Origin of the sequence: Enterobacter sp. 61D5 (genome assembly GCF_034107965.1) — a bacterium.
Classification (GTDB): domain Bacteria; phylum Pseudomonadota; class Gammaproteobacteria; order Enterobacterales; family Enterobacteriaceae; genus Enterobacter; species Enterobacter cloacae_M.
In genome coordinates, this window is the sequence record NZ_JAWNFK010000006.1 from 204,369 (window position 1) to 226,377 (window position 22,009).

Genomic DNA, 22,009 nt, shown 5'->3' on the forward strand with positions numbered 1-22,009 from the left:
TTATGTCTTTACGTCATCTGTGCTCGCCGCGTCTGAGCCTGTCGCTGCTGTCTGCCACTTTACTGCTTGCCGGGACGTTCCAGGTGCATGCCGCCGAAGAGGTGCTGCGTAAAGCGGTGGGCAAAGGGGCGTATGAAATGGCGGTCAGCCAGCAGGAGAACGCGCTGTGGGTGGCGACCTCGCAAAGCCGTAAAACCGATAAGGGTGGAGTTATCTATCGCCTTGACCCGATCACGCTGGACGTGACGCAGGCGATTCATAGCGATCTGAAACCCTTTGGTGCCACCTTTGACAAGGCGACTCAAACGCTGTGGTTCGGTAACACCATCAACGGCGCGGTGACTGCCATTGATGCGAAAACCGGCGACGTGAAAGGGCGTCTGGTGCTTGATAATCGCCAGCGCAGTGAAACCGTCAAACCGCTGCAGCCGCGCCAGCTGGTAGCGGATGACGCGAGCAATACAATTTACATCACCGGCGTCGGCAAAGAGAGCGTGATTTGGGTGGTGGATGGCGCAACGCTGAAGCTGAAAGAGACCATTGCCAATACCGGTACCTATAGCACCGGCCTGGCGCTGGATGCGCAGGCGAAACGCCTCTATACCACGAATGCGGACGGCGAGCTGGTAACCATTGATACGGCCAGCAATAAAATTATCAGCCGTAAAAAAGTTCAGGATGACGGAAAAGAGCACTTCTACCTGAACCTCAGCCTCGACACCGCCGGGCAGCGTGCCTTCCTGACCGATTCAAAACAGCCTGAAGTGCTGGTTGTGAGCCTGAAAGACGGCAGCGTGATCGAGAAAATCGCCGCGCCACAGTCCCTGGCGGTCCTGTTCAACCCGGCCCGCAATGAAGCCTATGTGACGCACCGTGAAGCCGGTAAGGTGAGCGTGATCGACGCGAAATCTTATAAGGTCACAAAAACCTTCGACACGCCGGTCTACCCGAACAGCCTGGCGCTCTCTGCGGATGGCAAAACCCTGTACGTGACGGTGAAACAAAAATCTACTCGCCAGCAGGAAGCCACCCAGCCTGACGACGTCATTCGTATCGCGCTGTAAATAAAAAAGGGAAGGCATTTGCCTTCCCTTTTTGATGCTTACGGACGCTTAACGCGAGGTTTCTTCTACCAGCGGTGCGTCGTGTTTTTCATCGTCGTGATGAACCGGCGCGGTGCTGTGGATCTCGTGAACGCGCTTACGCACGCCGAACCAGCCGGCAATCAGCAGCACGGCCAGCAGCGGAATAGTCGCGATGGTGTAGGTACCGTTCGGGTAGTCGAACGCCATCAGCACCAGCACGCTGAACAGGAAGAGCAGGGTGAGCCAGGAGGTCACCGGTGCGCCCGGCATCTTGAAGCTCACATCAGCCGCTTTGCCTTCTTTGATCGCTTTGCGCAGACGCATCTGGCAGACCACGATGAAGGCCCAGGAGGCGATAATCCCCAGTGCAGCCACGTTCAGAACGATCTCAAATACGCGGGACGGCACCAGATAGTTCAGGAACACGCCAAAGACGTAAACCACCAGCGTTGCCAGAATCCCCGCATAGGGAACCTGCTGCTTGCTCATCTTCGACATGAACTTCGGCGCAGAACCGCCCATCGACATGGAGCGCAGGATACGACCGGTAGAGTAAAGACCGGAGTTCAGGCTGGAGAGCGCCGCGGTCAGGACCACGATGTTCATGATGCTGCCAACGTAAGGCACGCCCAGCTTAGAGAAGAAGGTCACAAATGGACTTTGACCCGCCTGATAGGCAGTCCACGGCAGCAGCAGAACCAGCAGCACTACGGAACCGACGTAGAACAGACCGATACGCCAGATCACGCTATTAATGGCTTTTGGCACCATGGTCTGCGGATCTTTACATTCACCTGCTGCGGTACCCACCAGTTCGATGGAGGCGAAGGCGAACACCACGCCCTGAACCAGGACCAGCGCAGGCAGCAGACCGTGCGGGAAGAATCCGCCGTTATCGGTTATCAGGTGGAAGCCGGTGGCATTGCCGTCCAGCGGCTTGCCGCTGCCGAGGAAGACGGTACCCACGACCAGGAACACCACGATGGCCAGCACTTTAACCAGCGCAAACCAGAACTCCATCTCCGCGAACCACTTCACGCCGATCATGTTCATGGTGCCGACAATCGCCAGCGCGCCAAGCGCAAAGACCCACTGCGGCACATCGCCAAACGCGCCCCAGTAGTGCATATACAGCGCAACGGCGGTGATATCGACAATACCGGTCATCGCCCAGTTGACGAAGTACATCCAGCCCGCAACGTAGGCCGCTTTTTCACCGAGGAATTCACGGGCGTAAGAGACGAAGCTTCCGCTGGAAGGGCGATGCAGTACCAGTTCGCCCAGCGCGCGTAGAATGAAGAAAGAGAAGATCCCGCACACCAGATAGACCAGGGCGAGAGCCGGGCCAGCCATTTGCAGACGCGCACCCGCACCTAAAAACAGACCCGTTCCGATAGCGCCGCCGATGGCGATCATTTGAACCTGACGGTTGCCCATCGCTTTGTGGTAGCCCTCTTCGTGGGAGTTCAACCAGCGACGTTTAGCAGCGTGATGATCGGCTGCGCTTTTATTGCTTGTTTTCATTGAGTTACCTGTTTGCCTGTCTGAACCATTATCGTGATAGTCCTGCCTGGCAGAGCGCAATACAAACGATTGCTTCTGCGCAAACACATGTCGCCTTCCCAGTCATTCTGCGTATGGATAAGGCGAAACATGGCGAGGCATCCTACCTGCAATTCATAAGCGACGCAAAATATAACCGTGCCGAAAGTGATGCGCGTCGAAGGAAATCGTGTGGTCAGAGCAGACGGCGATCACAACACGCTGAATCGTGATGAGTTTTTAGACAAAACATTCGGCGGGTTGATTATTTAATCATCAGAATCTCTTAATTATTACCAGGTGGTAAAGATTTTGACTGCTGCAGAGCATCTAACAGTAACCTGAAGGCTGTAGTGTGCTGGCGACGGCTCGGATAATAAAGGTGATACCCCTCGAAAGTAGGACACCACGATTCAAGGACCCTGACGAGCCGTCCGTGATTAAGCGCCTCCAGAACCGACGCCTCCGGCACGTAGGCTAATCCGAGTCCATTCTCAGCGGCGTCGATGCGCTGCGACAGGCTGCTCAGCGTAAGCTGCCCCTCAACCCGCACGCGAAGCTCGCGCCCGTCGCGTTCAAATTCCCAGTGATACAGTCCGCCGCGCGTGGGCAGGCGCATGTTGATGCAGCGGTGGTCAGCGAGCTGTTCCGGCGTCTGCGGCACGCCAAAGCGAGCCAGATAATCCGTAGAACCGACCACGGCCATGCGCATATCCGGCGCTATCCGTACCGCAATCATATCTTTTGCCACCTGTTCACCCAGGCGTACTCCCGCGTCGAAACGGCCATCGACGATATCCGTCAGGCCATTGTCGACCGTCACTTCGACGTTAATGTCAGGATACTGCACCATAAACGCCTTCAGTATCGGCCAGAGCACGGCGTCCATCGCATGCTCGCCGGCGACGATGCGAACAGAACCTGCGGGTTTGTCGCGGGTGCTGCGAAGCGCCGTGAGTTCCTGTTCGATCTCCAGCAGATGCGGGCTGAGGCGCGTAAAAAGCTGCTCACCCGCCTGAGTGGGAACAACGCTGCGGGTCGTGCGGGTTAACAGGCGTACGTCTAATCGCGCTTCAAGCTTGCGCATCGCATGGCTCAGTGCCGATTGCGAGACGCCCAGCTGCGCCGCCGCGCGCGTAAAGCTGCGCTCGCGGGCGACTACCATAAAAGAGAGCAGGTCGTTGAAATTATCTTTTAGCATCGCGGTTCTATTTATGATTTTCAGTCATGTGTTCTATCTGATTATGCACCCTAATGCTCCGGATTGCTTTGCGCTACTGTTAACGCAACAGAAAACGAGGAGCATAAGATGAAAATTATCCGCAGCGGATCATTACCTTCAGCAAAAGGGCCGGAAGCCTGGTTCACCGGCACCGTCCGCATTGACGCGCCATTTCAGGCGAGCGAACCTGCCAGCGTCGGCGGGGCAATCGTGACCTTTGAGCCGGGCGCGCGCACCGCGTGGCATACGCATCCCCTTGGACAAACGCTGATTGTGACGCAGGGGCGCGGCTGGTTACAGGAGTGGGGCAAAGCGGCGGAAATATTGAATCAGGGCGATATCGCCTGGATCCCACCCGGCGTAAAGCACTGGCACGGCGCAAGCGCGCAAACGGCGATGACGCATATTGCCATCGCCGAATCCGTTAACGGCAGCCCGGTTGCATGGCTGGAAAAAGTCACCGACGAGCAGTATCCGAACGGCTAACCGCCAAAAACGGCAATCGCCTGCTGCAGGCGCGTGGTGCGCTGCGTCAGGTGATTCGCGGCGTGAGTGACGTTATCCACCATCCCCGTATTGTTGTGGGTCATTGCGCCGATACGGGAGATGGATGCGTTGATGAGCGTCAGCGCCTGGGTTTGCTCCTGCGTGGCGTGGCCGATCTCCTTAATCAGGGAGGAGACCCGCAGCACGTTGTCGATCATAACCGTCAGCTGCGTTTCGGTTTGTTCTACCTTCTCCACGCCTGCGTTGACGCTGGCGACGTTTTTCTCAATCAGCGCTTTGATCTCTTTCGCCGCCGTCGCGGAGTGCTGCGCAAGATTGCGCACCTCAGCCGCCACCACGGCAAAACCGCGCCCGGCTTCACCTGCACGCGCCGCTTCCACGGCAGCATTCAGCGCAAGAATGTTGGTCTGGAAGGCAATACGATCGATAACGCTGATAATATCGACGATCTGGCTGTTATCCTGCGACACGGATTGCATCATACCGATGGTCTCTTTCATCATCGCTTCACCGCGGTGGGCGCTGTCGCGGGTGCGATCCGCCATCTCCGTGGCTTCTTTAGCCGTTTCTGCAGTCTGCTCCACCGCGCTGGCGATCTCTTCCACCGCTGACGCGGTTTGCTGCAGAAAGTCTGCGGTCTCTTCTGAACGCGTCTGCAGCGCTGCACCTTCTTTCGCGACCTGCTGGCTGATGGTGCCAATCCCGCTGATTTGCGCCCCGACGTCGTCAACCAGCGAATTGAGGTTCAAGCCTGATTGATTTACCAGACGCATCATCAGCCCGATGTCGTCGATCCTGTCAAAATGGTAATAGTCCGTTTTACGTCCTGAAACCACGCGCTGCATCTGTTGCACAATAGATTTTACCGGACGGGCGATCTGCGCATGAAGATAATAGGTCAGGGCAATAAACAGCAGCGCCAGACTTCCCGACTGCACAAGTTTATCAGGGAATAAATACACCGCCAGGCAGGAGAGTAACGCCGTCGTCGCAATACCCAGATGGATGCGTTTACTGGTGCTAAGACATTTAAAGAGCGACATAAACGAAAATAAACCGCGCCGAACCAGTAACCCTTTATAAAAGCGGTAATGTTTTAATTCGTTATTACGCACTTTTGCATACAGTTTTTCACTGGCCGCAATCTCTTCCCGTGCGGGTATATTTCGCACGGAAATATAGCCCGTCAGGGATCCACCCTGCCAGACCGGCGTCACGTTAGCCCTTACCCAGTAATGATCGCCATTATGGCGACGGTTCTTCACCAGCCCCGTCCAGGTCTCACCTTGCTGCAGGGTGAACCACATGTCGCCAAACGCTTCGGCAGGCATGTCGGGATGGCGGATGAGGTTATGCGGCTCACCCAGAAGATGTTCTTCTTTATATCCGCTGGCTTCAATAAAAGCGGAATTGGCATAGGTAATATGGCTTTTGGTATCGGTGGTCGACATTAACGTCGAACCATCGTTAAGTAAATACTCGTTTTGTGTAACGGGACTGTTACGCCTCATGAGTAACTCCATGATGATGTGCAAGAATAAAAACGTCCGGAAAATGCTCCGGCAAGATTAATGTGATTATTTTTATATAACGCTCTGCTGCATATTTTCTCTGAAATTATGACTGCCTGAAATACCCGTTGTTAATTATTTTTAATCTGCTAATGCTATCGAATGTAATAAAAATGAAAATATTTTCAGGGGCGTGTTCTGGAGTCGCTGCAAATAAACGACATAACCCAAACTGAAAGAGGGAGATCGTCTCTCAGGAAAAATCGCTATACTGAAATAGCGTTTCGTTAACAGGATGAAAACGCTATGATTTGGCCACTTTTCGTTATTACAGTGAGGCTGAGGTGAAAATTAACGTCATCGGGACCAGCGGGAGCGGAAAAAGCACGCTGGCGAAGCAGATTGCGACCGAACTGGCTATTCCCTATATCGAGATGGACAGACTTTACTGGAGACCTGACTGGCAGGGAACGCCGGACGATGTGTTTCAGGAAAAGCTGGAGCAGGCGCTACGGGCTTCGCCAGACTGGGTGCTTGACGGCAACTATAACCGCACGCGGCCGATGAAATGGCGTGATGTCGACGTTGTGGTGTGGGTGGATTATGGCTTTGCACGCACCCTTTGGCAGGCGGTCACCAGGGCAGTCAAACGCGCCTGGCATAAGCGCGAGCTCTGGCCCGGAACCGGGAACAAAGAGAGTTTCCGGCGCGCGTTCTTCAGCAGAGAGTCCATTCTCATCTGGACGATGAAAACCTGGCGTAACAACCGCACGCGTTATGAAGCCGATCTGCAAAACCCGCAGTATGGGCATATTCGCTTCGTCCGCATTACCCGGCGCGGGCAGGTGGAAACGCTGATTGCCGACTTAAAGTCTTATTCTTAGCATGGTTTTATATATCTGATTTCCGGCAAACTAAATGTAAATTAATTGTTTCTCAGTGGTGAAATGCGCCTTTAATAATGTCGACATGTTAAGTCAAACGAGAACGCAACATGTCATGGCGAATCAGCATTCTGGATAAAAGCCCCATCGCTGAAAACGAAACGGCTGCCGATGCGCTGGCGCGTACGCTGGCGCTGGCGCAGCAGGCAGAAAATCTGGGCTATCACCGCTTCTGGATTGCCGAACACCACAACACACCCCACCTTGCCAGCCCCTCGCCGGAGCTGCTGATTGCCTGGATCCTCGGGCAAACCACGCGCATCCACGTCGGATCCGGCGGCGTGATGCTCCAGCACTACAGCCCTTATAAAGTTGCCGAGAATTTCAACGTGCTGGCCGCGCTGGCGCCCGGCCGCGTGGATCTCGGCGTCGGAAAAGCCCCCGGCGGACTGCCGCTCTCAACCCGCGCGCTTCAGCAGGGTCTGAATCAACAGGAAAAGGGTAGCTTCGCCGAACAGCTGGCCCAGCTCGATCGCTGGATCCGTCCTGAGCATCCGTCTGATGAAGAGACCGTTCGCGCCACGCCGCTGCCGCCGCTGCCTGCAGAGGGTTTCCTGCTTGGCGCGAGTATCGATAGCGCGCTGCTGGCCGCCGGGCTCGGCTGGCACTTTGTGTTTGCCGCGCATCTGAACGGTGACCCTGAGCTGCTGCGCGAGGTGGTCTCGACCTGGCGTAAGAACAGCGCGCGGGACGTGATTGTTGCGGTACAGGCGATTGTTGCGCCGACGCAGGCAGAGGCGGAAGCCCTGGCGCAGAAGGTCGAAGTGTGGGGCGTTGAGCTGGCAAACGGCCAGCGTGTCACCGTGGCCAGCGAAGAGCAGGCCTACGCCTTTGCGCGTCAGGCGGGCAGCGAGCCGGTGCGCATTGCACGTCGGGCGCAGTCGCTGCTGGCGGGTACGGCTGAGTCGGTGCTCGAACAGCTTAACGTCCTGCATGAAAAGTGGGGCATTGACGAATTTATCATCGACACGCCGGTCGCGGAGGGGGCAACGCGCGTAGCGTCGCTGCGCCTGCTTGCCGAGGCGCGTCTTAACAAGGAGGTCACCGTATGAGCTTTGGCGAACAGCTGATTGCCTGGCGTCGCGAGCTGCACCAGAACCCGGAGCTCTCCGGCCAGGAAGTGGAGACCACGACGCGCCTGCGCCAGTGGCTGACGAACGCCGGGATTACCCCGCAGCCTTACGACCTGTCGACCGGGCTGGTGGCGGAAATCGGCTCGGGCAACAAACTGATTGCGCTGCGCGCAGATATCGACGCTCTGCCGATTGAAGAGCGCAGCGGCGTGTCGTTTAGCTCCCAGCGTGCAGGCGTAATGCATGCCTGCGGACACGATATCCACACCAGCGTGATCCTCGGCGCCGCGATAAAGCTGAAAGAGCGGGAAGCCTCGCTTAACGGCCGGGTGCGGATCCTGTTTCAGCCTGCCGAAGAGAACTTTGGCGGTGCGAAGAGCATGGTGCGGGCCGGCGCCCTGCGTGACGTCAGCGCCATCTTCGGCATGCATAACGAGCCCGGCCTGCCGGTCGGTGAGTTCGCTACCCGCGGCGGGCCGTTTTATGCCAACGTCGATCGCTTCGTGATCCGCATTACCGGTAAGGGCGCGCACGCCGCACGTCCGCACGAAGGCAACGACGCTATCGTGCTGGCGAGCCAGCTGGTAACGGCGCTGCAAAGCGTCGCCAGCCGCAACGTCAACACGCTGGACTCGGTGGTGCTGAGCGTGACGCGCATTGCAGGCGGTAACACCTGGAACGTGCTGCCGGAAAGCGTCGAGCTGGAAGGCACGCTGCGCACCCACCGCACGGAAGTGCAGCAGAATGTGAAGGCCCGCGTGGGAGAAATCGCCGCCGGGTTTGCCAGCGCCTTTAGCGCGCAGATTGACATCACCTGGTATGCCGGACCCACCGCGCTGGTGAACGACGAGCGCTGGGCCGATTTCGCCACCTCGGTCGCCCGGGACGCCGGATACGAAACCCGACACGCCGAGCTGCATATGGGCGGGGAAGATTTCGCGGTCTATCTGCAGCAGATCCCGGGGGCGTTTGTCAGCATCGGCAGCAACAGCCCGTATGGTTTACACCATCCGGCCTTCAATCCGGATGAAGCCTTAATTGAGCCCGCTGCCCGCTATTTTGCAGAGCTTGCGGAAAAAGCCCTGCAACACGTTTAATTCTTAAGAGGTGAATATGTCTGCACATCGTCAACTGCGGCTGGGGACCATTTTGCATGGTGCATCCGGAAATATGTCCGCCTGGCGTCACCCTGAGGCCGTCGCCGATGCCAGCATCAATTTTGATTTCGTCAAAGCGACGGCGTTAAAGGCGGAGGAGGGCAAACTCGACTTCTTATTCGTTGCCGACGGTCTCTATATCAACGAGAAATCGATCCCGCATTTTTTAAATCGCTTTGAACCGCTGACGGTGTTATCCGCTCTCGCCAGCATCACCTCGCGCCTGGGGCTGGTGGGAACCTTATCCACCTCCTACAGCGAGCCCTTCACCACGGCTCGCCAGTTTGCCAGCCTCGACCACCTGAGCAACGGGCGCGCGGGCTGGAACGTGGTGACGTCCCCGCTGGAAGGATCAGCAAAGAACTTCTCTCGCGAAAAACACCCCGAGCACGCGCTGCGCTATCGCATTGCGGATGAGTATCTCGACGTGGTGAAAGGGCTGTGGGATTCCTGGGAAGGCGACGCCTTTGTGCGCAATAAGGAGAGCGGTCAGTTTTTTGACCCGGCAAAATTGCATACCCTGGACCACCACGGTGATTTCTTCCAGGTCGCCGGGCCGCTGAATATTGGGCGAACGCCACAGGGGCGGCCAATTGTCTTTCAGGCGGGCGCGTCGGACGATGGGAAAAAGCTGGCGGCGAAACATGCCGACGCCATTTTTACCCATCACGAAACGCTCGACGAAGCGAAAGCCTTTTACCGCGACGTGAAGCAGCAGCTGGAAAGTAACGGACGCCGCGCGTCAGATTTACATATCTTCCAGGGCGTCAGCGTGATTGTGGGTAAAGACGCCGATGACGTGGAAAACCAGTATCAAACCACGGCGGCGCTGGTGTCGATTAACGATGCCCTCAACTACCTCGGACGCTATTTCGAGCATCACGATTTCAGCCAGTATCCGCTCGACGAGCCGTTCCCGGATATCGGCGACTTAGGCAAAAACAGCTTCCGCAGCACCACCGATGAAATCAAGCGTAACGCCCGCGAGCGCAGCTTAACCCTTCGTCAGGTGGCGCTTGAAGCCGCTTCGCCTCGCCCGCGCTTTTCCGGTACGCCGGAAGAGGTGGCCGACGGCCTGCAGGCCTGGTTTGAAGGCTATGCCGCAGACGGCTTCATCATTCAGGGCGGTACGCCGGACACCTTCCCGCGCTTCGTTGACCAGGTGGTGCCTGTTTTACAGGCGCGCGGCCTGTTCCGTACCGACTACCCGGGCACCACGCTGCGCGAAAGTCTGGGTTTAGACGAACCTAAAAACCAATACACACAACAATAAAAGAGAACCCCGCTATGCAGAAAACAACGCTTATTCTGGCGCTCGCGCTGGCCTTTACCCCTGCCGTCTGGGCAGAGAATGTGAATATTAACGGCACCGGCGTGAGCATCGAGGCCAATAAAACGCCGGTTAATACCGCTAAAAACAATGATGCGGTGGCACAGCTGCCGAAAGACTATCGCTTTGCCGTCCCGGGGAAATTTACCGTGGCGGTGGCGGGCCTCAATCAACCGCCGCTGACGGTGTTTTCCGACGACAACAAAACGCTGTTAGGGAGTGAAGTGGACGTCGCCCGTCTGGTCGCTGACAGCCTGGGGCTGGAGCTAAACGTGGTGCCGACCTCCTGGGAAGACTGGCCGCTGGGCGTGGCCTCCGGGAAATATGATGCCGCCATCAGCAATATTACCGTCACCAAAGAGCGTAAAGAGAAATTTGACTTTGCCACATACCGCAAAGATTCCCTCGGGTTCTACGTGAAATCAACCAGCCCGATCAAGTCGCTTCAGAAGGCGGAAGACATCGCCGGGCTGCGGATTATCGTCGGCTCCGGCACCAACCAGGAGGCCATCCTGCTGGCCTGGAATGCCGAAAACCTGAAGAAAGGTCTGAAGCCCTTTACCCCGATCTACACCAAAGACGATGCGGCACAAACGCTGGCGCTGCAGTCCGGGCGCGCGGATGCCTACTTTGGTCCGAACGTGATTGGCGCCTGGAAAGCGGCGCTGAACGGGAAAACCAAACTGGTGGGTAGCGTCGACGGCGGCTGGCCGAAGGCGGCGCACATTGCGGTCACGCTGAAGAAAGGCAGCGGGCTGGTTGAGCCGGTGCAAACCGCGCTGAACGGCGTCATCAAAAACGGCGACTACGACAAAGTGCTGAACCGCTGGGGGGAAGGCGTTGAGCGTATTCCTCAGTCAGAAGTGAATCCGGCTGGCCTGGGCGATTAAGGAGGCGTGATGAGCGAACGATTTCGTGATGTTTCACCGGAAGACGCCGAGCTTCAGCCCATTATCGAAGGGCTGTTCGGTGAATATGCCGCCCGCTACGGGGACTACTTCTCCAAAGACGCGGAGGTTGAGCTTACAGAGTGGTATTTAGCGCCGCAGGGGCTGTTTATCGTGCTGGAGCGCGACGGGAAGATTATCGCCACCGGCGCGTACAAACCTTTCGACGAACGCACCGCGGAAATCAAACGCATCTGGACGGACAAAACCCTGCGTCAGCAGGGGCTTGCCGGGCGCATGGTGCAGGAGCTTGAGCGCAGGGCGGTGCTGGCAGGATACAGCCAAATTTACCTGACAACCGGCTTTCGCCAGCCGGAAGCGGTTCGGCTCTATCTCAGCCAGGGCTATCAGGCGCAGTTCGATCTGAACCGCGATCCGGAAGAGTACAGCCAGCCGCCGTTTGACGGTCGGCTGCGCTTCACCAAAACGCTGGTACGCGAAGCGTTCAGTAAAACCGCATGAGGAACGACGATGAGCAACGTTGAAACCATTAAGGTGGTCCCGGCGCGTTATCCGCTGCGGGCCGTCGGCGCCGCGGTGGCGCTGTTTGTCCTGGCGGTCGTGATTCAGTCCGTGGCCTTTAACCCGCGCTGGGAGTGGGCGGTGTTTGCCCGCTGGTTCTTTGACCCGGTGATCCTTGAAGGTGTCGGGCAGACCCTGCTGCTGACGCTGATCGGCACCGCGCTGAGCGTGGTGTTTGGCGGCATGCTGGCGCTGGCGAGACTCTCTTCATCCTGGCTGCTGAGCAGCCTGGCGTGGGCCTATATCTGGCTGTTTCGGTCGCTGCCGCTGATCGTGGTGCTGATCATTCTCTACAACTTTTCCTATCTCTACGACACGCTTTCGCTCGGCGTGCCGTTCACCGGCATCACCTGGGGCAGCTTTGAAACCATCAACGTGCTGGGGCAGTTTTCTACCGCCGTGGTGGGGCTCACCCTGGTGCAGAGCGCCTATACCGCCGAGATCATTCGCGGCGGATTCCTCGGGGTCGATCACGGCCAGTATGAGGCCGCTGCCGCGCTCGGCCTGCCGGCCTGGCGACGCACGGTGCGCATCATTTTGCCTCAGGCGCTGCGCACCATTCTGCCGTCGGGGTTCAATGAGATCATCAGCCTCGCCAAGGGCACGGCGATGGTGTACGTCCTGGCAATGCCGGAACTGTTCTATACCATCCAGATGATCTACAACCGCACGCAGGAGGTGATCCCGCTGCTGATGGTCGGTGCCGCGTGGTACCTGGCGATCACCACCGTCCTGTCCGCTATTCAGTATGGCGTCGAACGCGCGCTTGCCCGCAGCGAACGCCGCTCTGCCGTTAACCAGAACCGTGCCGTCCGTCGCACCCGTTCTGTCACCACCACGCCAGCACAGGAGCCCGTCCATGCAAGCCTCTCCTGAAGGACACATTTCGATTACCGGCGTCAGCAAGTATTTTGGCCGCCATAAAGCGCTCGATAACGTTTCGCTTGAGATCCTGCCCGGGTCCGTAACGGTCATCCTCGGGCCGTCCGGCTCCGGTAAATCGACGCTGCTGCGCACCATTAATCACCTGGAGCGCGTCGACGAAGGCTTTATCCAGATCGACGGGGATTACATTGGCTACCGTCGTCAGGGCGACAGGCTGTATGAGCTAAAGGAGAAGGAAATCCTCAAACAGCGCGTCAACGTGGGCTACGTGTTCCAGAACTTCAATTTGTTTCCGCATCTCACGGTGCTGGAAAACCTGATAGAGGCGCCCATCGCGCATAAAAAGCTCAGCAAAAAAGAGGCGGTGGAAAGGGCGTACAGCCTGCTGGACGTGGTTGGGCTGCGGGATAAAGCCGATGCCTGGTCACGCCATCTTTCAGGCGGTCAGCAGCAGCGTATTGCCATTGCCCGCGCGCTGGCGCTGCGTCCCCGCGTGATGCTGTTTGATGAGCCCACTTCGGCGCTGGATCCGGAGCTGGTGGGGGAAGTGCTGGACGTGATCAAAAAGCTGGCCCGGTCCGGCACCACGCTGGTGGTGGTGACCCATGAGATCGGCTTTGCCCGGGAGGTGGCGGATCAGGTGGTGTTTATGGTCGACGGAAAAATCGTCGAGCAGGGAAGCAGTGACGAGGTATTAAACCGTCCGTCACATGCGCGAACGCGCCAGTTTCTCTCCAAAGTCTTGTAAGGAGTTCCAATGAAATACGGACTTCTGGCGGGGCTGATCTTCACGACGGTGAGCCACGCCAGCGTTGATTTGAAAGCTAACGAGCAGCCGCTGCCGGTGACGGTGGATCGGCAGGCCGTGGCGAAGATCCCCGCCAATTACAAATTCGTTGAGCCGGGTACGCTGACGGTCGCCGTTTCGGCGCTGAATTCTCCGCCGCTGGCGCTGCTGGCCAGCGATAACCGCACGCGCATCGGAAGCGACCCGGATATCGCCCGCCTGCTGGCGGGCAGCCTGGGATTAAAGCTGAAGCTGGTGCCGACGGCGTGGGAAGACTGGCCGCTGGGGATCGCCTCCGGGCGCTACGACGTGGCGCTGGTGAACATTGCGGTGACCGAACAGCGTAAAGAGAAGTTTGATTTTGCGACCTACCGCGTCGATTCGCTGGCGTTTTCGGTGAAATCCACCAGCGAGATCCAGTCAATCAAAAGCGCGGAAGATCTGGCCGGGAAAAAGGTGATTGTCGGCTCTGGTACCAATCAGGAACGCATCCTTTTGGGCTGGAACGAAGAGAACAAAAAGGCGGGAAGAGCGCCTGCGCTGCCGGTCTATCTCCACGACGATGCCTCGGGCAATCTCTATATTCAGTCCGGCAGGGCGGACGTGTTCTTTGGTCCGCAGTCGGTATCGGCCTATAAGGCTGCGCTCACGGGCAAAACCCGCGTCGTCGGTTTAGGTCCGAAAAAAGCCTATGTCGCGACCACAACCAAAAAAGGCAATGAGCTGGTGTACGCGCTGCAGGCCGCGCTGGACGGCGCGATTAAGCGGGGTGATTACCAGAAGGTGCTGGCGCGCTGGGGTGAGCAGGGCGAAGCGGTGGCGCAGTCGGAGGTCAACCCGCCTGGGATAACCTACTAATGGTGCTCTACACTTAGGGTTTTCATCCCTGAGGGGGCAACATGATTAAACTCTATGGCGTACCCGGCTGGGGCTCGGCGATCGGTGAAGTGATGCTAACCCTGGCCGATATCCCTTATCAATTTATCAACGTGGACGGGTTTGACCAGCCCGGCCCGCCGCGCGAGCTGCTGCAAAAGCTCAACCCGCTGTGTCAGGTGCCCACGCTGGAGCTGGAAAATGGCGCCATTATGACCGAAACGGCGGCGATTGCCCTGATGGTGCTCGACAGATGCCCCGATCTCGCGCCGCCCGTGGGGCAGACCGAACGCCATCAGTTTCAGCGCTTGCTGATCTGGTTTGTGGCCAACGTCTATCCCACGTTTACGTATGCGGACTATCCAGAACGCTGGGCGCCGGAAGCGCCCGAACAGCTGCAGAAAAGCTGCATCGAATACCGGAAGTCCCTCTATTTGTGGTTCGAAACTCAGCTCAAGGCCGCCCCGTTTGCGCTGGGTGAACGGCTGACGCTGCTGGATGTATATATCGCGGTGGCGCGAACCTGGGGACCTCGCCATGACTGGTTTGCGACCAATACGCCGAGGTTTACGGCTATTGCGGACACCGTATGCCAGCTGCCGGAACTGCACAAGGTGTTAAAGGCCAACGGTATTATCTGATAACGTGGAGCCCTGACTCACAACTGGAAGCCTGCATATGCCACACGTAGATATCAAATGTTTTCCCCGCGATTTGAACGACGAACAAAAAGCCGCACTGGCCGAGGATATTGCTGAGGTGATTATCCGCCATTTCAACAGCAAAGACAGCTCGGTCTCCGTTGCGTTGAATCAGGTGAACCAGGAGGACTGGAAAGCGCAGGTCTGGGATACCGAAATAGGACCGAAGCTGGACGAATTAATTAAAAAGCCTGGCTATTCAATGTAAGCGCACTTGCCGGGGGGATGGATCTCTCCTTCCCGGTTTTTTCCCGTCTCGTCTTCATGTTTTTCGCAAAAATCGATAAAAATGCGTTTTGTTTTATCCGCTACAATTAACGTTTCTGGCTGACATATTATTAATCCTTAGGAAAGATCTTCAACAGAATCAATTAAGGACAGACACGTTAAAGGATAATTTTCGCATGACAAAATTACCCCGTTTTTCTTTCGCCTTTCTTCATCCCCGTTACTGGCTAAGCTGGGCCGGCATTGCGGCTCTGTGGCTCATCATGCTGCTCCCTTATCCGCTTCTGTTCAGAATCGGTCACGGCCTTGGTCGACTGGCGATGCGCCTGCTTCCCCGCCGCGTCGAAATTGCCCGCCGCAACCTGGAGCTTTGTTTCCCGGAGATGAAAAAGGCGGAGCGAGAGTCCCTGCTGCAGCGTAATTTTGAATCGGTAGGAATGGGGGTAATCGAAACCGGGATGGCATGGTTCTGGCCCGCGTGGCGGGTGAAGAAATGCTTTACCGTGCAGGGGTATGAGCACATGGAAACGGCGCGGTCAAAGGGCAATGGCGTGGTGCTCGTTGGCATGCATTTTCTCACCCTTGAGCTGGGCGCGCGGATCTTTGGCATGCTTAATCCCGGCATTGGGGTGTATCGTCCGAATAATAACGCGCTGCTGGACTGGCTTCAGACGCGCGGACGCCTGCGCTCCAATAAAACCATGCTCGATCGTCATGATTTAAAGGGCATGATCCGCTCGCTGAAGCAAAATGAGATTTTGTGGTACGCCCCGGACCATGACTATGGCAAAACCAATAGCGTCTTTGTGCCGTTCTTTGCGGTTCCGGACGCCGCCACGACCGCTGGAAGCTATATGCTGGTCAAAAGCGCTAAGCCTGCCGTCATCCCCTTTGTGCCGCGCCGCAGGGCGGATGGCTCCGGTTACGAACTGATTATTCTTGAGGATATCAGCGAGGCGTTGCAGGGCGGCGATAAAGAAGCCGTGGCGACGCAGATGAACAGGGCAATTGAGCAGGCCGTACGCATGGCGCCAGAGCAGTATATGTGGCTGCATCGTCGCTTCAAAACGCGTCCTGAAGGGGTACCTGACCGGTATGCCCGTCTGAAACAGGCGGCAACGCGGGGTGATAGTCTCTCCGCCAGCGATTTTTCTGACCGCTCAGGCATACAGCACTAAAACCACAGCGATGCCCTCACCCTGCGGTGAGGGCATGACTGGCGCTACAGCGCAGACCTGCGGTACGGCGCATAGTCCGCCTGCCACCAGGTCTTCTCAATACGCGCCATCAGCGTCTCATCATCTATCGCCGGAGCCACGCCCTGTTCAATCGCGGCCCGGGCGACGGCGACGGCAATCTGGCGTGAAACCGTTTCAATCTGATCTACCGGCGGCAGCAATCCGCCTTTTTCCGTGGTGACCAGCGGAGACTGCGCGGCCAGGCTGCGGCTTGCTGCCATCAGCATCTCTTCCGTCACCCGGCGCGCGTTGCAGGCCAGCACGCCCAGCCCCAGGCCCGGGAAAATATAGGCGTTGTTACACTGGGCGATCTCGTAGTGTTCATTCTCCCAGAATACCGGGGCAAACGGGCTGCCGGTGGCCACCAGCGCGGCACCCTGGGTCCAGGCGATAAGATCCTGCGGCTGGGCTTCCGCCCGCGAGGTCGGGTTCGAGAGCGGCATGATGATTGGGCGCGGACAGTGGCGATGCATCTCTTTGACAATCTCTTCGCTGAACAGCCCCGGCTGGCCTGAAACGCCGATCATCACCGTAGGATGCGCGTTCTTCACCACGTCCAGCAGGGAAATATTTTGCGAGTCTACCTGCCAGCTGCAAACGGCGTCGCGCGCGGTAAGCAGGTTTTTCTGGAAATCGAGCACATTGGTCATGTCGTCGGTCAGCAGGCCGAAGCGATCGACCATAAAGATCCGGCTGCGCGCTTCCGGCTCGGTCAGGCCGTCATCCACCATCAGCGCCACAATTTTTTCAGCTATCCCGCATCCGGCAGAACCGCTGCCCAGGAAGACCACGCGCTGGTCGCGAATGCGCGTGCCCGCCGCATGCGCCGCCGCCATCAGCGTACCGGCGGTCACGGCGGCCGTACCCTGGATATCATCATTGAAGCAGCACAGCTGGTCGCGGTAGCGCTGGAGCAGCCTTGTGGCGTTTTTCTGCGCAAAGTCTTCAAATTGCAGGAGCACATTGGGCCAGCGCGCTTTAACGGTGCTGACAAACATATCCATAAACTCAGCGTACTGGTCGTCGCTGATGCGCGGGTGGCGCCAGCCCATGTACATCGGATCGTCGAGGTGTTGCTGATTATTGGTGCCGACATCCAGCATAATTGGCAGGGTAGAGGCAGGATGGATCCCTCCGCAGGCGGTATACAGCGACAACTTGCCAATTGGGATACCCATTCCGCCGATACCCTGATCGCCAAGCCCTAAAATACGCTCCCCGTCCGTCACCACAATCACGCGAACGTCGTTGCGCGAAAAGCTTTGCAGCATCTCATCAATACGATGGCGATTCGGCCATGAAATAAACAGGCCGCGCGCGCGTCGATATATCGTGGAGAAATGCTCGCAGGCTTCACCGACCGTCGGGGTATAGATAATCGGTAACGTCTCTTTCAGGTGCGAACGCAGGAGGTTATAAAAAAGAGTTTCATTGGTGTCCTGAATATTTCGCAGGTATACATGACGCGAAATATCGCTTTTAAAATGACAGAACTGCACCCAGGCGCGCTCGGTTTGTTCCTCAATCGTTTCAACGTTGTGCGGCAATAACCCATGCAGATTAAAATTGTCACGCTCTTCTTTGATAAATGCGAGCCCTTTATTTAGCAGCGGATTTTCCAGCAATACGGCCCCGTTATAGGGGGTGTACAGAACTTCTTTCCGGGACATGGTTAACTCCTGAATTTTTTATATAAAGCAGATTAAGAAATAAAATAGATCATAATGCCTTCGGTCACGACCCCGACGGCAGTGCCAATTAATATGGAAGAGGATGCGGTATCAATATAGGTATCGCTGCGTAAGGCAAACATCCCCGCGGCAATAGCGGAAGGCGTTGCGCCAATAATTACGACCTGCTGCAGTAAGGTATGGCTCAGGCCAAAGGCGATCCCCGCGGCGGCCATCATTGCCGGCTGAATAAGGTTTTTAATACTGATATTGGTAAACGTCTGCACGTTCAGTTTTGGACGTTCACCGTAAAACAACAGGCCGAGGGCAAACAGGGACAGCCCGCCTGAAACCTTTCCAACCATCTCAATAGGTATGCTGAGAATAGAAGGAATTTGCACGCCGGCCAGACTGAGCAAGACGCCGGAGACCGGGATCCAGACGATAGGATTGCGTGCCGCCTTGATGAGGTTTTGCACGATCATCGCGCCCGGGTGCAGCGCCTCCAGGCCGTCATGACCGTTTTTATCACCCATACGAATCAGGACGATAGTCAGAGGGATCATGATAACGCTGGTAATAATATTGCCAATCAGCACGCCGATAAATCCTTCCGGCCCAATCAAGACCGCCAGGACCGGTGCGCCAAAGTAGGCCATATCGGGAAAGGCGCAAACCAGAGACTGAATGGCGCTGGTTTTGATATCGTGGCGAAAAACGTAGCGCGAAATAAATAGCGTCAGTAAATACGACCCCATTAAACCGACAACTAAAACGGCCATAAAGGTCAGGTTCTTAATTTTATTGGGATCGGTATGCAATGCACCAATAAAAAGATGGAAAGGAAGGGCGAAACGAATCACCACGGTTGCCATGACGTTTGCATCTTCACGCCGGGAATATCCCAGCTTTCCACTTAGCCATCCAAGTAACATTATAAAGACGAGCGGAAACAGTGACTGTAATAGTAATGAAGGCATAGTATTTCCTGTAGGGTATTTTATGTGTTTTATTGCAGCGCTAATCTAGCGCTTAGAAAGCAGGGCAGGAGTGACAAGGGTCACACTCTCTCTGGTTTTATTAATTTCAAAAAGATTGCATTAGTTGGATAACTAATACTTTCGTCAAATATTGATAAGACGCAAGAAAGCAACATTAGCCGTTATAAATAACTTTAGTTACTTAATGCTGAATTAAGTTATTTAAAAGCAAAGAGCCAGATTGTTCACATTTCTACCCGCAGGTCCATGATAATTTCATCGTGAGCCTGTTTTTAGAAAAGGCCATCTAAGTCTTTATTTATATTTAAGAACATTTATTCGTATCAGGAATAGTTCCAGTTATTCCTTTCTCTGTTTATCCGAACATAAATTCAGGTGATTATATGAAAGATAATCCTGTACCGACTTCTGAACTGTCGACCTCGCGTTTTGCCTTTGGGCTCAATAATACCGAGGTGGGCACGGTCCCGTTGATGCTGTTCGTCGGGATTGCCGCGATTGTGGCGACGTCCGCCTGGGCAGGGCTGCTGCCGAAAAATATGATAGGTGGACTCGCGGTCATCATGACCCTCGGTTTCGCGTTTGCCAAAGTGGGGCGTCAAATTCCGGTGCTGAAGGATATCGGCGGCCCGGCGATCCTGTGCCTGATGGTCCCCTCCGTGCTGGTCTATTTTGGCGTATTCGGGAAACATACCCTTGATACCGTGCATCTGCTGATGAAAGAGGCGAACCTGCTCTATTTCGTCATCGCCTGCCTGGTGGTCGGCAGCATTCTGGGGATGAACCGGGTGCTGCTGATCCAGGGGATGATGCGCATGTTTGTTCCGCTGGTGGCCGGAACATGCATGGCCGTGCTGAGCGGCCTCATTGTGGGCTCACTGTTTGGTTATACGCCTTACCACACCTTCTTCTTCATCATTGTGCCTATTATCGGCGGCGGGATCGGCGAGGGGATTTTGCCGCTGTCCCTGGCCTATTCGGCAATACTGGGGCAGACGCCGGACGTCTACGTTGCGCAGCTGGCACCCGCTGCGGTCGTCGGGAATATCTTCGCCATTATTTGTGCGGGCTCGCTGGCGCGTCTCGGCGCGAAACGTCCTGCGCTTTCGGGAAATGGCATGCTTACGCGGAGTAAAGACGACGCCAGCCTGTTTGCCGGGGCGCAAAGCACGCAGCAGACGGATTTTCATCTGATGGGGGGCGGATTGCTGATGGTGTGCGCGTTTTTCATCGTCGGCGGATTGTTTGAAAAACTGGTCCACATTCCCGGCCCGGTGCTGATGATCCTGATTGCCGTCCTGTGTAAATACTTCAGGGTGATCCCGGCCTCAATGGAGCAGGGCGCGCACAGCTGCTATAAATTCGTCTCGGCTGCGCTGGTCTGGCCGCTGATGATCGGCCTCGGGATGTTATACGTGCCGCTTGAGAGCGTGGTGTCGGTCTTTTCGGTGGGATACGTGGTGGTATGCGGTTCGGTCGTGATTGCGATGGCGCTGAGCGGCTACTTTATCGCGTCGCGACTGAATATGTATCCTGTGGAAGCGGCCATTGTGACCTGCTGCCACAGCGGACTGGGCGGAACGGGGGACGTGGCCATTTTGTCCGCGTCTAACCGGATGTCGCTCATGCCGTTTGCGCAGATTGCCACCCGCATCGGCGGCGCGTCGACGGTGATTTTCGCCACGCTGCTGATGGGCTGGATTATGGCGCACTGATCCGAAACGTCAGGATGCTGAATCGCAACGACATTTTCAGGATGTCGCTGCGGTTCAGTCCTTTATAAATATCACCGCGCTGTATAGAATTACCGCATCCACAGTGACGGGATTCCACACGATGACCGGAAGAGTTGATTATCAGATTGAAAAATATCTCCTTACCGAAGCAGCTGAGCCGGAGCGCCTGACGCGCCAGTGGGCTGAGGTGATGGAGGAGTGTCGTGAGCAAAAGTCCGGTGCTGAGGAGCGGCTGCGCCTCGCGCTGCTTAATGTGGATTACGTCACCAGCTTCGAGCTGCCCTTCAGGCTGCTCCTTACCCGTGCGCCCCAGCTCATAGACGTTGTCAGAAAAGAGCTTCAGCTAAGTCAGAAAAATGTTCTGTTTAACGGCAAGCGCTTTGGCTGCGTCTATAGCCTGAAAAAAGATCTCGACGGGATACCTGACGAATTTACCTATCAGCTGAAAACGCGTATCCAGCGCAGTGACGCGACAGGATGCAATGAAGCGCCTTACCGGCAAATTGCCCAGCAGGTTAAAGCCCCCCGCGAACGACTTAAGCTGGCGCTGGAAAATGGGTTAGCGATAACGGCACTCGACGGGCTTTTCTGGTTTGGCATTCAGCGCATCGCGGCCGATGTGCAGAGATTACGCAAATCAGGGATGAGGATCGTGACGTCCGACGCCGAGGTGTTTGATACGCTCACCAAAACTACCCGGCGGATCCCGGTCTATCGCCTGGAAGGGACTGAAATTATTTAACCTGCAGCAGTATCTCCATCAGACCTGGAAAACGGGCATCCAGATCGTCCCGGCGTAAGGAAATCATGTTCTCCCGCCCCTGCGGGCGCTGCCAGATAACGCCGCTGTCGCGCAGTACGCGCCAGTGGTGCGTCATTGTCGACTTTACTACATCCTCCGGGCGCAGCGCGTTACAGCTGAGTTCGCTGCCATCGGACAGCCGGCGAATGATCGACAGCCGGAGCGGATTGCCGAGGGCAAACAGCACATTTTCCAGCAGTATTTGTTCAGTTTCAGGGTGGTTTGGGATCATCGTTTTCCTGCGT

At 56.4% G+C, this 22,009-nt stretch carries 20 protein-coding genes and 1 pseudogene; 15 read left to right on the forward strand and 6 right to left on the reverse strand.

What is annotated here, in order from left to right:
- Positions 1 to 2 precede the first annotated feature (2 nt).
- Complete coding sequence (locus UTM25_RS06175; RefSeq protein ID WP_194399337.1) at positions 3 to 1,064, forward strand: YncE family protein; 1,062 nt, start codon at positions 3 to 5, stop codon at positions 1,062 to 1,064.
- A gap of 48 nt (positions 1,065 to 1,112) precedes the next feature.
- On the opposite strand, the gene ansP is transcribed toward UTM25_RS06175, so the two are convergent.
- Both ansP and UTM25_RS06185 read right to left on the reverse strand, forming a co-directional pair.
- A complete protein-coding gene (gene ansP, locus UTM25_RS06180) occupies positions 1,113 to 2,609 on the reverse strand; it encodes an L-asparagine permease (protein ID WP_023311978.1) in 1,497 nt (498 codons plus the stop codon).
- A 304-nt stretch (positions 2,610 to 2,913) separates the two neighbouring features.
- Positions 2,914 to 3,828 carry a LysR family transcriptional regulator gene (locus UTM25_RS06185; protein WP_194399336.1) on the reverse strand — a complete coding sequence of 305 codons (915 nt, stop codon included), beginning with the start codon at positions 3,826 to 3,828 and terminating at the stop codon, positions 2,914 to 2,916.
- Positions 3,829 to 3,936: 108 nt separating this feature from the next.
- On the opposite strand from UTM25_RS06185, the gene UTM25_RS06190 reads away from it, so the two are divergent.
- Positions 3,937 to 4,335, forward strand: coding sequence for a cupin domain-containing protein (locus UTM25_RS06190; protein WP_194399335.1), 399 nt, complete (start codon positions 3,937 to 3,939; stop codon positions 4,333 to 4,335).
- Here the strand turns inward: UTM25_RS06190 and UTM25_RS06195 are convergent.
- Positions 4,332 to 5,867, reverse strand: coding sequence for a methyl-accepting chemotaxis protein (locus UTM25_RS06195; RefSeq protein WP_194399334.1), 1,536 nt, complete (start codon positions 5,865 to 5,867; stop codon positions 4,332 to 4,334). The two genes, UTM25_RS06190 and UTM25_RS06195, sit on opposite strands and share 4 nt — an antisense overlap.
- Before the next feature lie 344 nt (positions 5,868 to 6,211).
- Between UTM25_RS06195 and UTM25_RS06200 the strand changes: the two genes are divergently transcribed.
- From UTM25_RS06200 to UTM25_RS06250, 11 genes and pseudogenes are all read left to right on the forward strand, one after another.
- The gene (locus tag UTM25_RS06200; RefSeq protein WP_194399333.1) at positions 6,212 to 6,751 is read left to right on the forward strand and encodes an AAA family ATPase; all 540 of its coding nucleotides are present in this window, start codon (positions 6,212 to 6,214) and stop codon (positions 6,749 to 6,751) included.
- Between the two features lie 110 nt (positions 6,752 to 6,861).
- A complete protein-coding gene (locus UTM25_RS06205; protein WP_194399332.1) occupies positions 6,862 to 7,863 on the forward strand; it encodes an LLM class flavin-dependent oxidoreductase in 1,002 nt (333 codons plus the stop codon).
- Positions 7,860 to 8,981, forward strand: a complete 1,122-nt coding sequence (locus tag UTM25_RS06210) for an amidohydrolase (protein ID WP_194399331.1) — start codon at positions 7,860 to 7,862, stop codon at positions 8,979 to 8,981. The genes UTM25_RS06205 and UTM25_RS06210 overlap by 4 nt, the downstream gene beginning before the upstream one ends.
- A gap of 16 nt (positions 8,982 to 8,997) precedes the next feature.
- Positions 8,998 to 11,261: pseudogene (locus UTM25_RS06215) on the forward strand (NtaA/DmoA family FMN-dependent monooxygenase).
- Positions 11,262 to 11,270: 9 nt separating this feature from the next.
- On the forward strand, positions 11,271 to 11,780 hold the full coding sequence (locus tag UTM25_RS06220; RefSeq protein WP_194399330.1) for a GNAT family N-acetyltransferase: 510 nt from the start codon (positions 11,271 to 11,273) through the stop codon (positions 11,778 to 11,780).
- 9 nt (positions 11,781 to 11,789) lie between these two features.
- Complete coding sequence (locus UTM25_RS06225; protein WP_063442284.1) at positions 11,790 to 12,716, forward strand: amino acid ABC transporter permease; 927 nt, start codon at positions 11,790 to 11,792, stop codon at positions 12,714 to 12,716.
- The gene (locus tag UTM25_RS06230) at positions 12,700 to 13,473 is read left to right on the forward strand and encodes an amino acid ABC transporter ATP-binding protein (protein WP_194399329.1); all 774 of its coding nucleotides are present in this window, start codon (positions 12,700 to 12,702) and stop codon (positions 13,471 to 13,473) included. The genes UTM25_RS06225 and UTM25_RS06230 overlap by 17 nt, the downstream gene beginning before the upstream one ends.
- Positions 13,474 to 13,482: 9 nt before the next feature.
- On the forward strand, positions 13,483 to 14,370 hold the full coding sequence (locus UTM25_RS06235) for an ABC transporter substrate-binding protein (protein ID WP_194399328.1): 888 nt from the start codon (positions 13,483 to 13,485) through the stop codon (positions 14,368 to 14,370).
- A gap of 41 nt (positions 14,371 to 14,411) precedes the next feature.
- Positions 14,412 to 15,029: a glutathione S-transferase family protein gene (locus UTM25_RS06240; RefSeq protein ID WP_194399327.1), complete on the forward strand. Its 618-nt coding sequence runs from the start codon at positions 14,412 to 14,414 to the stop codon at positions 15,027 to 15,029.
- Positions 15,030 to 15,066: 37 nt separating this feature from the next.
- On the forward strand, positions 15,067 to 15,297 hold the full coding sequence (gene pptA, locus UTM25_RS06245) for a tautomerase PptA (RefSeq protein ID WP_023311964.1): 231 nt from the start codon (positions 15,067 to 15,069) through the stop codon (positions 15,295 to 15,297).
- Between the two features lie 196 nt (positions 15,298 to 15,493).
- Positions 15,494 to 16,495 carry a Kdo(2)-lipid IV(A) acyltransferase gene (locus UTM25_RS06250; protein ID WP_194399326.1) on the forward strand — a complete coding sequence of 334 codons (1,002 nt, stop codon included), beginning with the start codon at positions 15,494 to 15,496 and terminating at the stop codon, positions 16,493 to 16,495.
- Between the two features lie 44 nt (positions 16,496 to 16,539).
- Here UTM25_RS06250 and UTM25_RS06255 read toward each other — a convergent pair whose 3' ends face one another.
- A complete protein-coding gene (locus UTM25_RS06255; RefSeq protein ID WP_194399325.1) occupies positions 16,540 to 18,225 on the reverse strand; it encodes an NAD-dependent malic enzyme in 1,686 nt (561 codons plus the stop codon).
- Between the two features lie 32 nt (positions 18,226 to 18,257).
- Positions 18,258 to 19,205 (reverse strand): AEC family transporter, encoded by a 948-nt coding sequence (locus UTM25_RS06260; protein WP_194399324.1) that lies wholly within the window; start codon positions 19,203 to 19,205, stop codon positions 18,258 to 18,260.
- A 404-nt stretch (positions 19,206 to 19,609) separates the two neighbouring features.
- Between UTM25_RS06260 and UTM25_RS06265 the strand changes: the two genes are divergently transcribed.
- Both UTM25_RS06265 and UTM25_RS06270 read left to right on the forward strand, forming a co-directional pair.
- Complete coding sequence (locus tag UTM25_RS06265; RefSeq protein ID WP_033145663.1) at positions 19,610 to 20,941, forward strand: 2-hydroxycarboxylate transporter family protein; 1,332 nt, start codon at positions 19,610 to 19,612, stop codon at positions 20,939 to 20,941.
- Positions 20,942 to 21,062: 121 nt separating this feature from the next.
- Positions 21,063 to 21,704, forward strand: coding sequence for a helix-turn-helix domain-containing protein (locus UTM25_RS06270; RefSeq protein WP_194399323.1), 642 nt, complete (start codon positions 21,063 to 21,065; stop codon positions 21,702 to 21,704).
- Here UTM25_RS06270 and UTM25_RS06275 read toward each other — a convergent pair.
- Positions 21,697 to 21,996 (reverse strand): ArsR/SmtB family transcription factor, encoded by a 300-nt coding sequence (locus UTM25_RS06275; protein ID WP_194399322.1) that lies wholly within the window; start codon positions 21,994 to 21,996, stop codon positions 21,697 to 21,699. The two genes, UTM25_RS06270 and UTM25_RS06275, sit on opposite strands and share 8 nt — an antisense overlap.
- Between the last annotated feature and the right edge of the window lie 13 nt (positions 21,997 to 22,009).

What these genes read in the sequence shown, in the direction of transcription:
- UTM25_RS06195 (WP_194399334.1), bottom strand. Translation starts at nt 5,867, where the DNA reads ATGAGGCGTAACAGTCCCGTTACACAAAACGAGTATTTACTTAACGAT.
- UTM25_RS06250 (WP_194399326.1), top strand. Translation starts at nt 15,494, where the DNA reads ATGACAAAATTACCCCGTTTTTCTTTCGCCTTTCTTCATCCCCGTTAC.
- UTM25_RS06210 (WP_194399331.1), top strand. Translation starts at nt 7,860, where the DNA reads ATGAGCTTTGGCGAACAGCTGATTGCCTGGCGTCGCGAGCTGCACCAG.
- UTM25_RS06225 (WP_063442284.1), top strand. Translation starts at nt 11,790, where the DNA reads ATGAGCAACGTTGAAACCATTAAGGTGGTCCCGGCGCGTTATCCGCTG.
- UTM25_RS06230 (WP_194399329.1), top strand. Translation starts at nt 12,700, where the DNA reads ATGCAAGCCTCTCCTGAAGGACACATTTCGATTACCGGCGTCAGCAAG.
- UTM25_RS06270 (WP_194399323.1), top strand. Translation starts at nt 21,063, where the DNA reads ATGACCGGAAGAGTTGATTATCAGATTGAAAAATATCTCCTTACCGAA.
- UTM25_RS06190 (WP_194399335.1), top strand. Translation starts at nt 3,937, where the DNA reads ATGAAAATTATCCGCAGCGGATCATTACCTTCAGCAAAAGGGCCGGAA.
- UTM25_RS06175 (WP_194399337.1), top strand. Translation starts at nt 3, where the DNA reads ATGTCTTTACGTCATCTGTGCTCGCCGCGTCTGAGCCTGTCGCTGCTG.
- UTM25_RS06275 (WP_194399322.1), bottom strand. Translation starts at nt 21,996, where the DNA reads ATGATCCCAAACCACCCTGAAACTGAACAAATACTGCTGGAAAATGTG.
- UTM25_RS06265 (WP_033145663.1), top strand. Translation starts at nt 19,610, where the DNA reads ATGAAAGATAATCCTGTACCGACTTCTGAACTGTCGACCTCGCGTTTT.
- UTM25_RS06260 (WP_194399324.1), bottom strand. Translation starts at nt 19,205, where the DNA reads ATGCCTTCATTACTATTACAGTCACTGTTTCCGCTCGTCTTTATAATG.
- ansP (WP_023311978.1), bottom strand. Translation starts at nt 2,609, where the DNA reads ATGAAAACAAGCAATAAAAGCGCAGCCGATCATCACGCTGCTAAACGT.
- UTM25_RS06185 (WP_194399336.1), bottom strand. Translation starts at nt 3,828, where the DNA reads ATGCTAAAAGATAATTTCAACGACCTGCTCTCTTTTATGGTAGTCGCC.
- UTM25_RS06240 (WP_194399327.1), top strand. Translation starts at nt 14,412, where the DNA reads ATGATTAAACTCTATGGCGTACCCGGCTGGGGCTCGGCGATCGGTGAA.
- UTM25_RS06255 (WP_194399325.1), bottom strand. Translation starts at nt 18,225, where the DNA reads ATGTCCCGGAAAGAAGTTCTGTACACCCCCTATAACGGGGCCGTATTG.
- UTM25_RS06220 (WP_194399330.1), top strand. Translation starts at nt 11,271, where the DNA reads ATGAGCGAACGATTTCGTGATGTTTCACCGGAAGACGCCGAGCTTCAG.
- UTM25_RS06235 (WP_194399328.1), top strand. Translation starts at nt 13,483, where the DNA reads ATGAAATACGGACTTCTGGCGGGGCTGATCTTCACGACGGTGAGCCAC.
- pptA (WP_023311964.1), top strand. Translation starts at nt 15,067, where the DNA reads ATGCCACACGTAGATATCAAATGTTTTCCCCGCGATTTGAACGACGAA.
- UTM25_RS06205 (WP_194399332.1), top strand. Translation starts at nt 6,862, where the DNA reads ATGTCATGGCGAATCAGCATTCTGGATAAAAGCCCCATCGCTGAAAAC.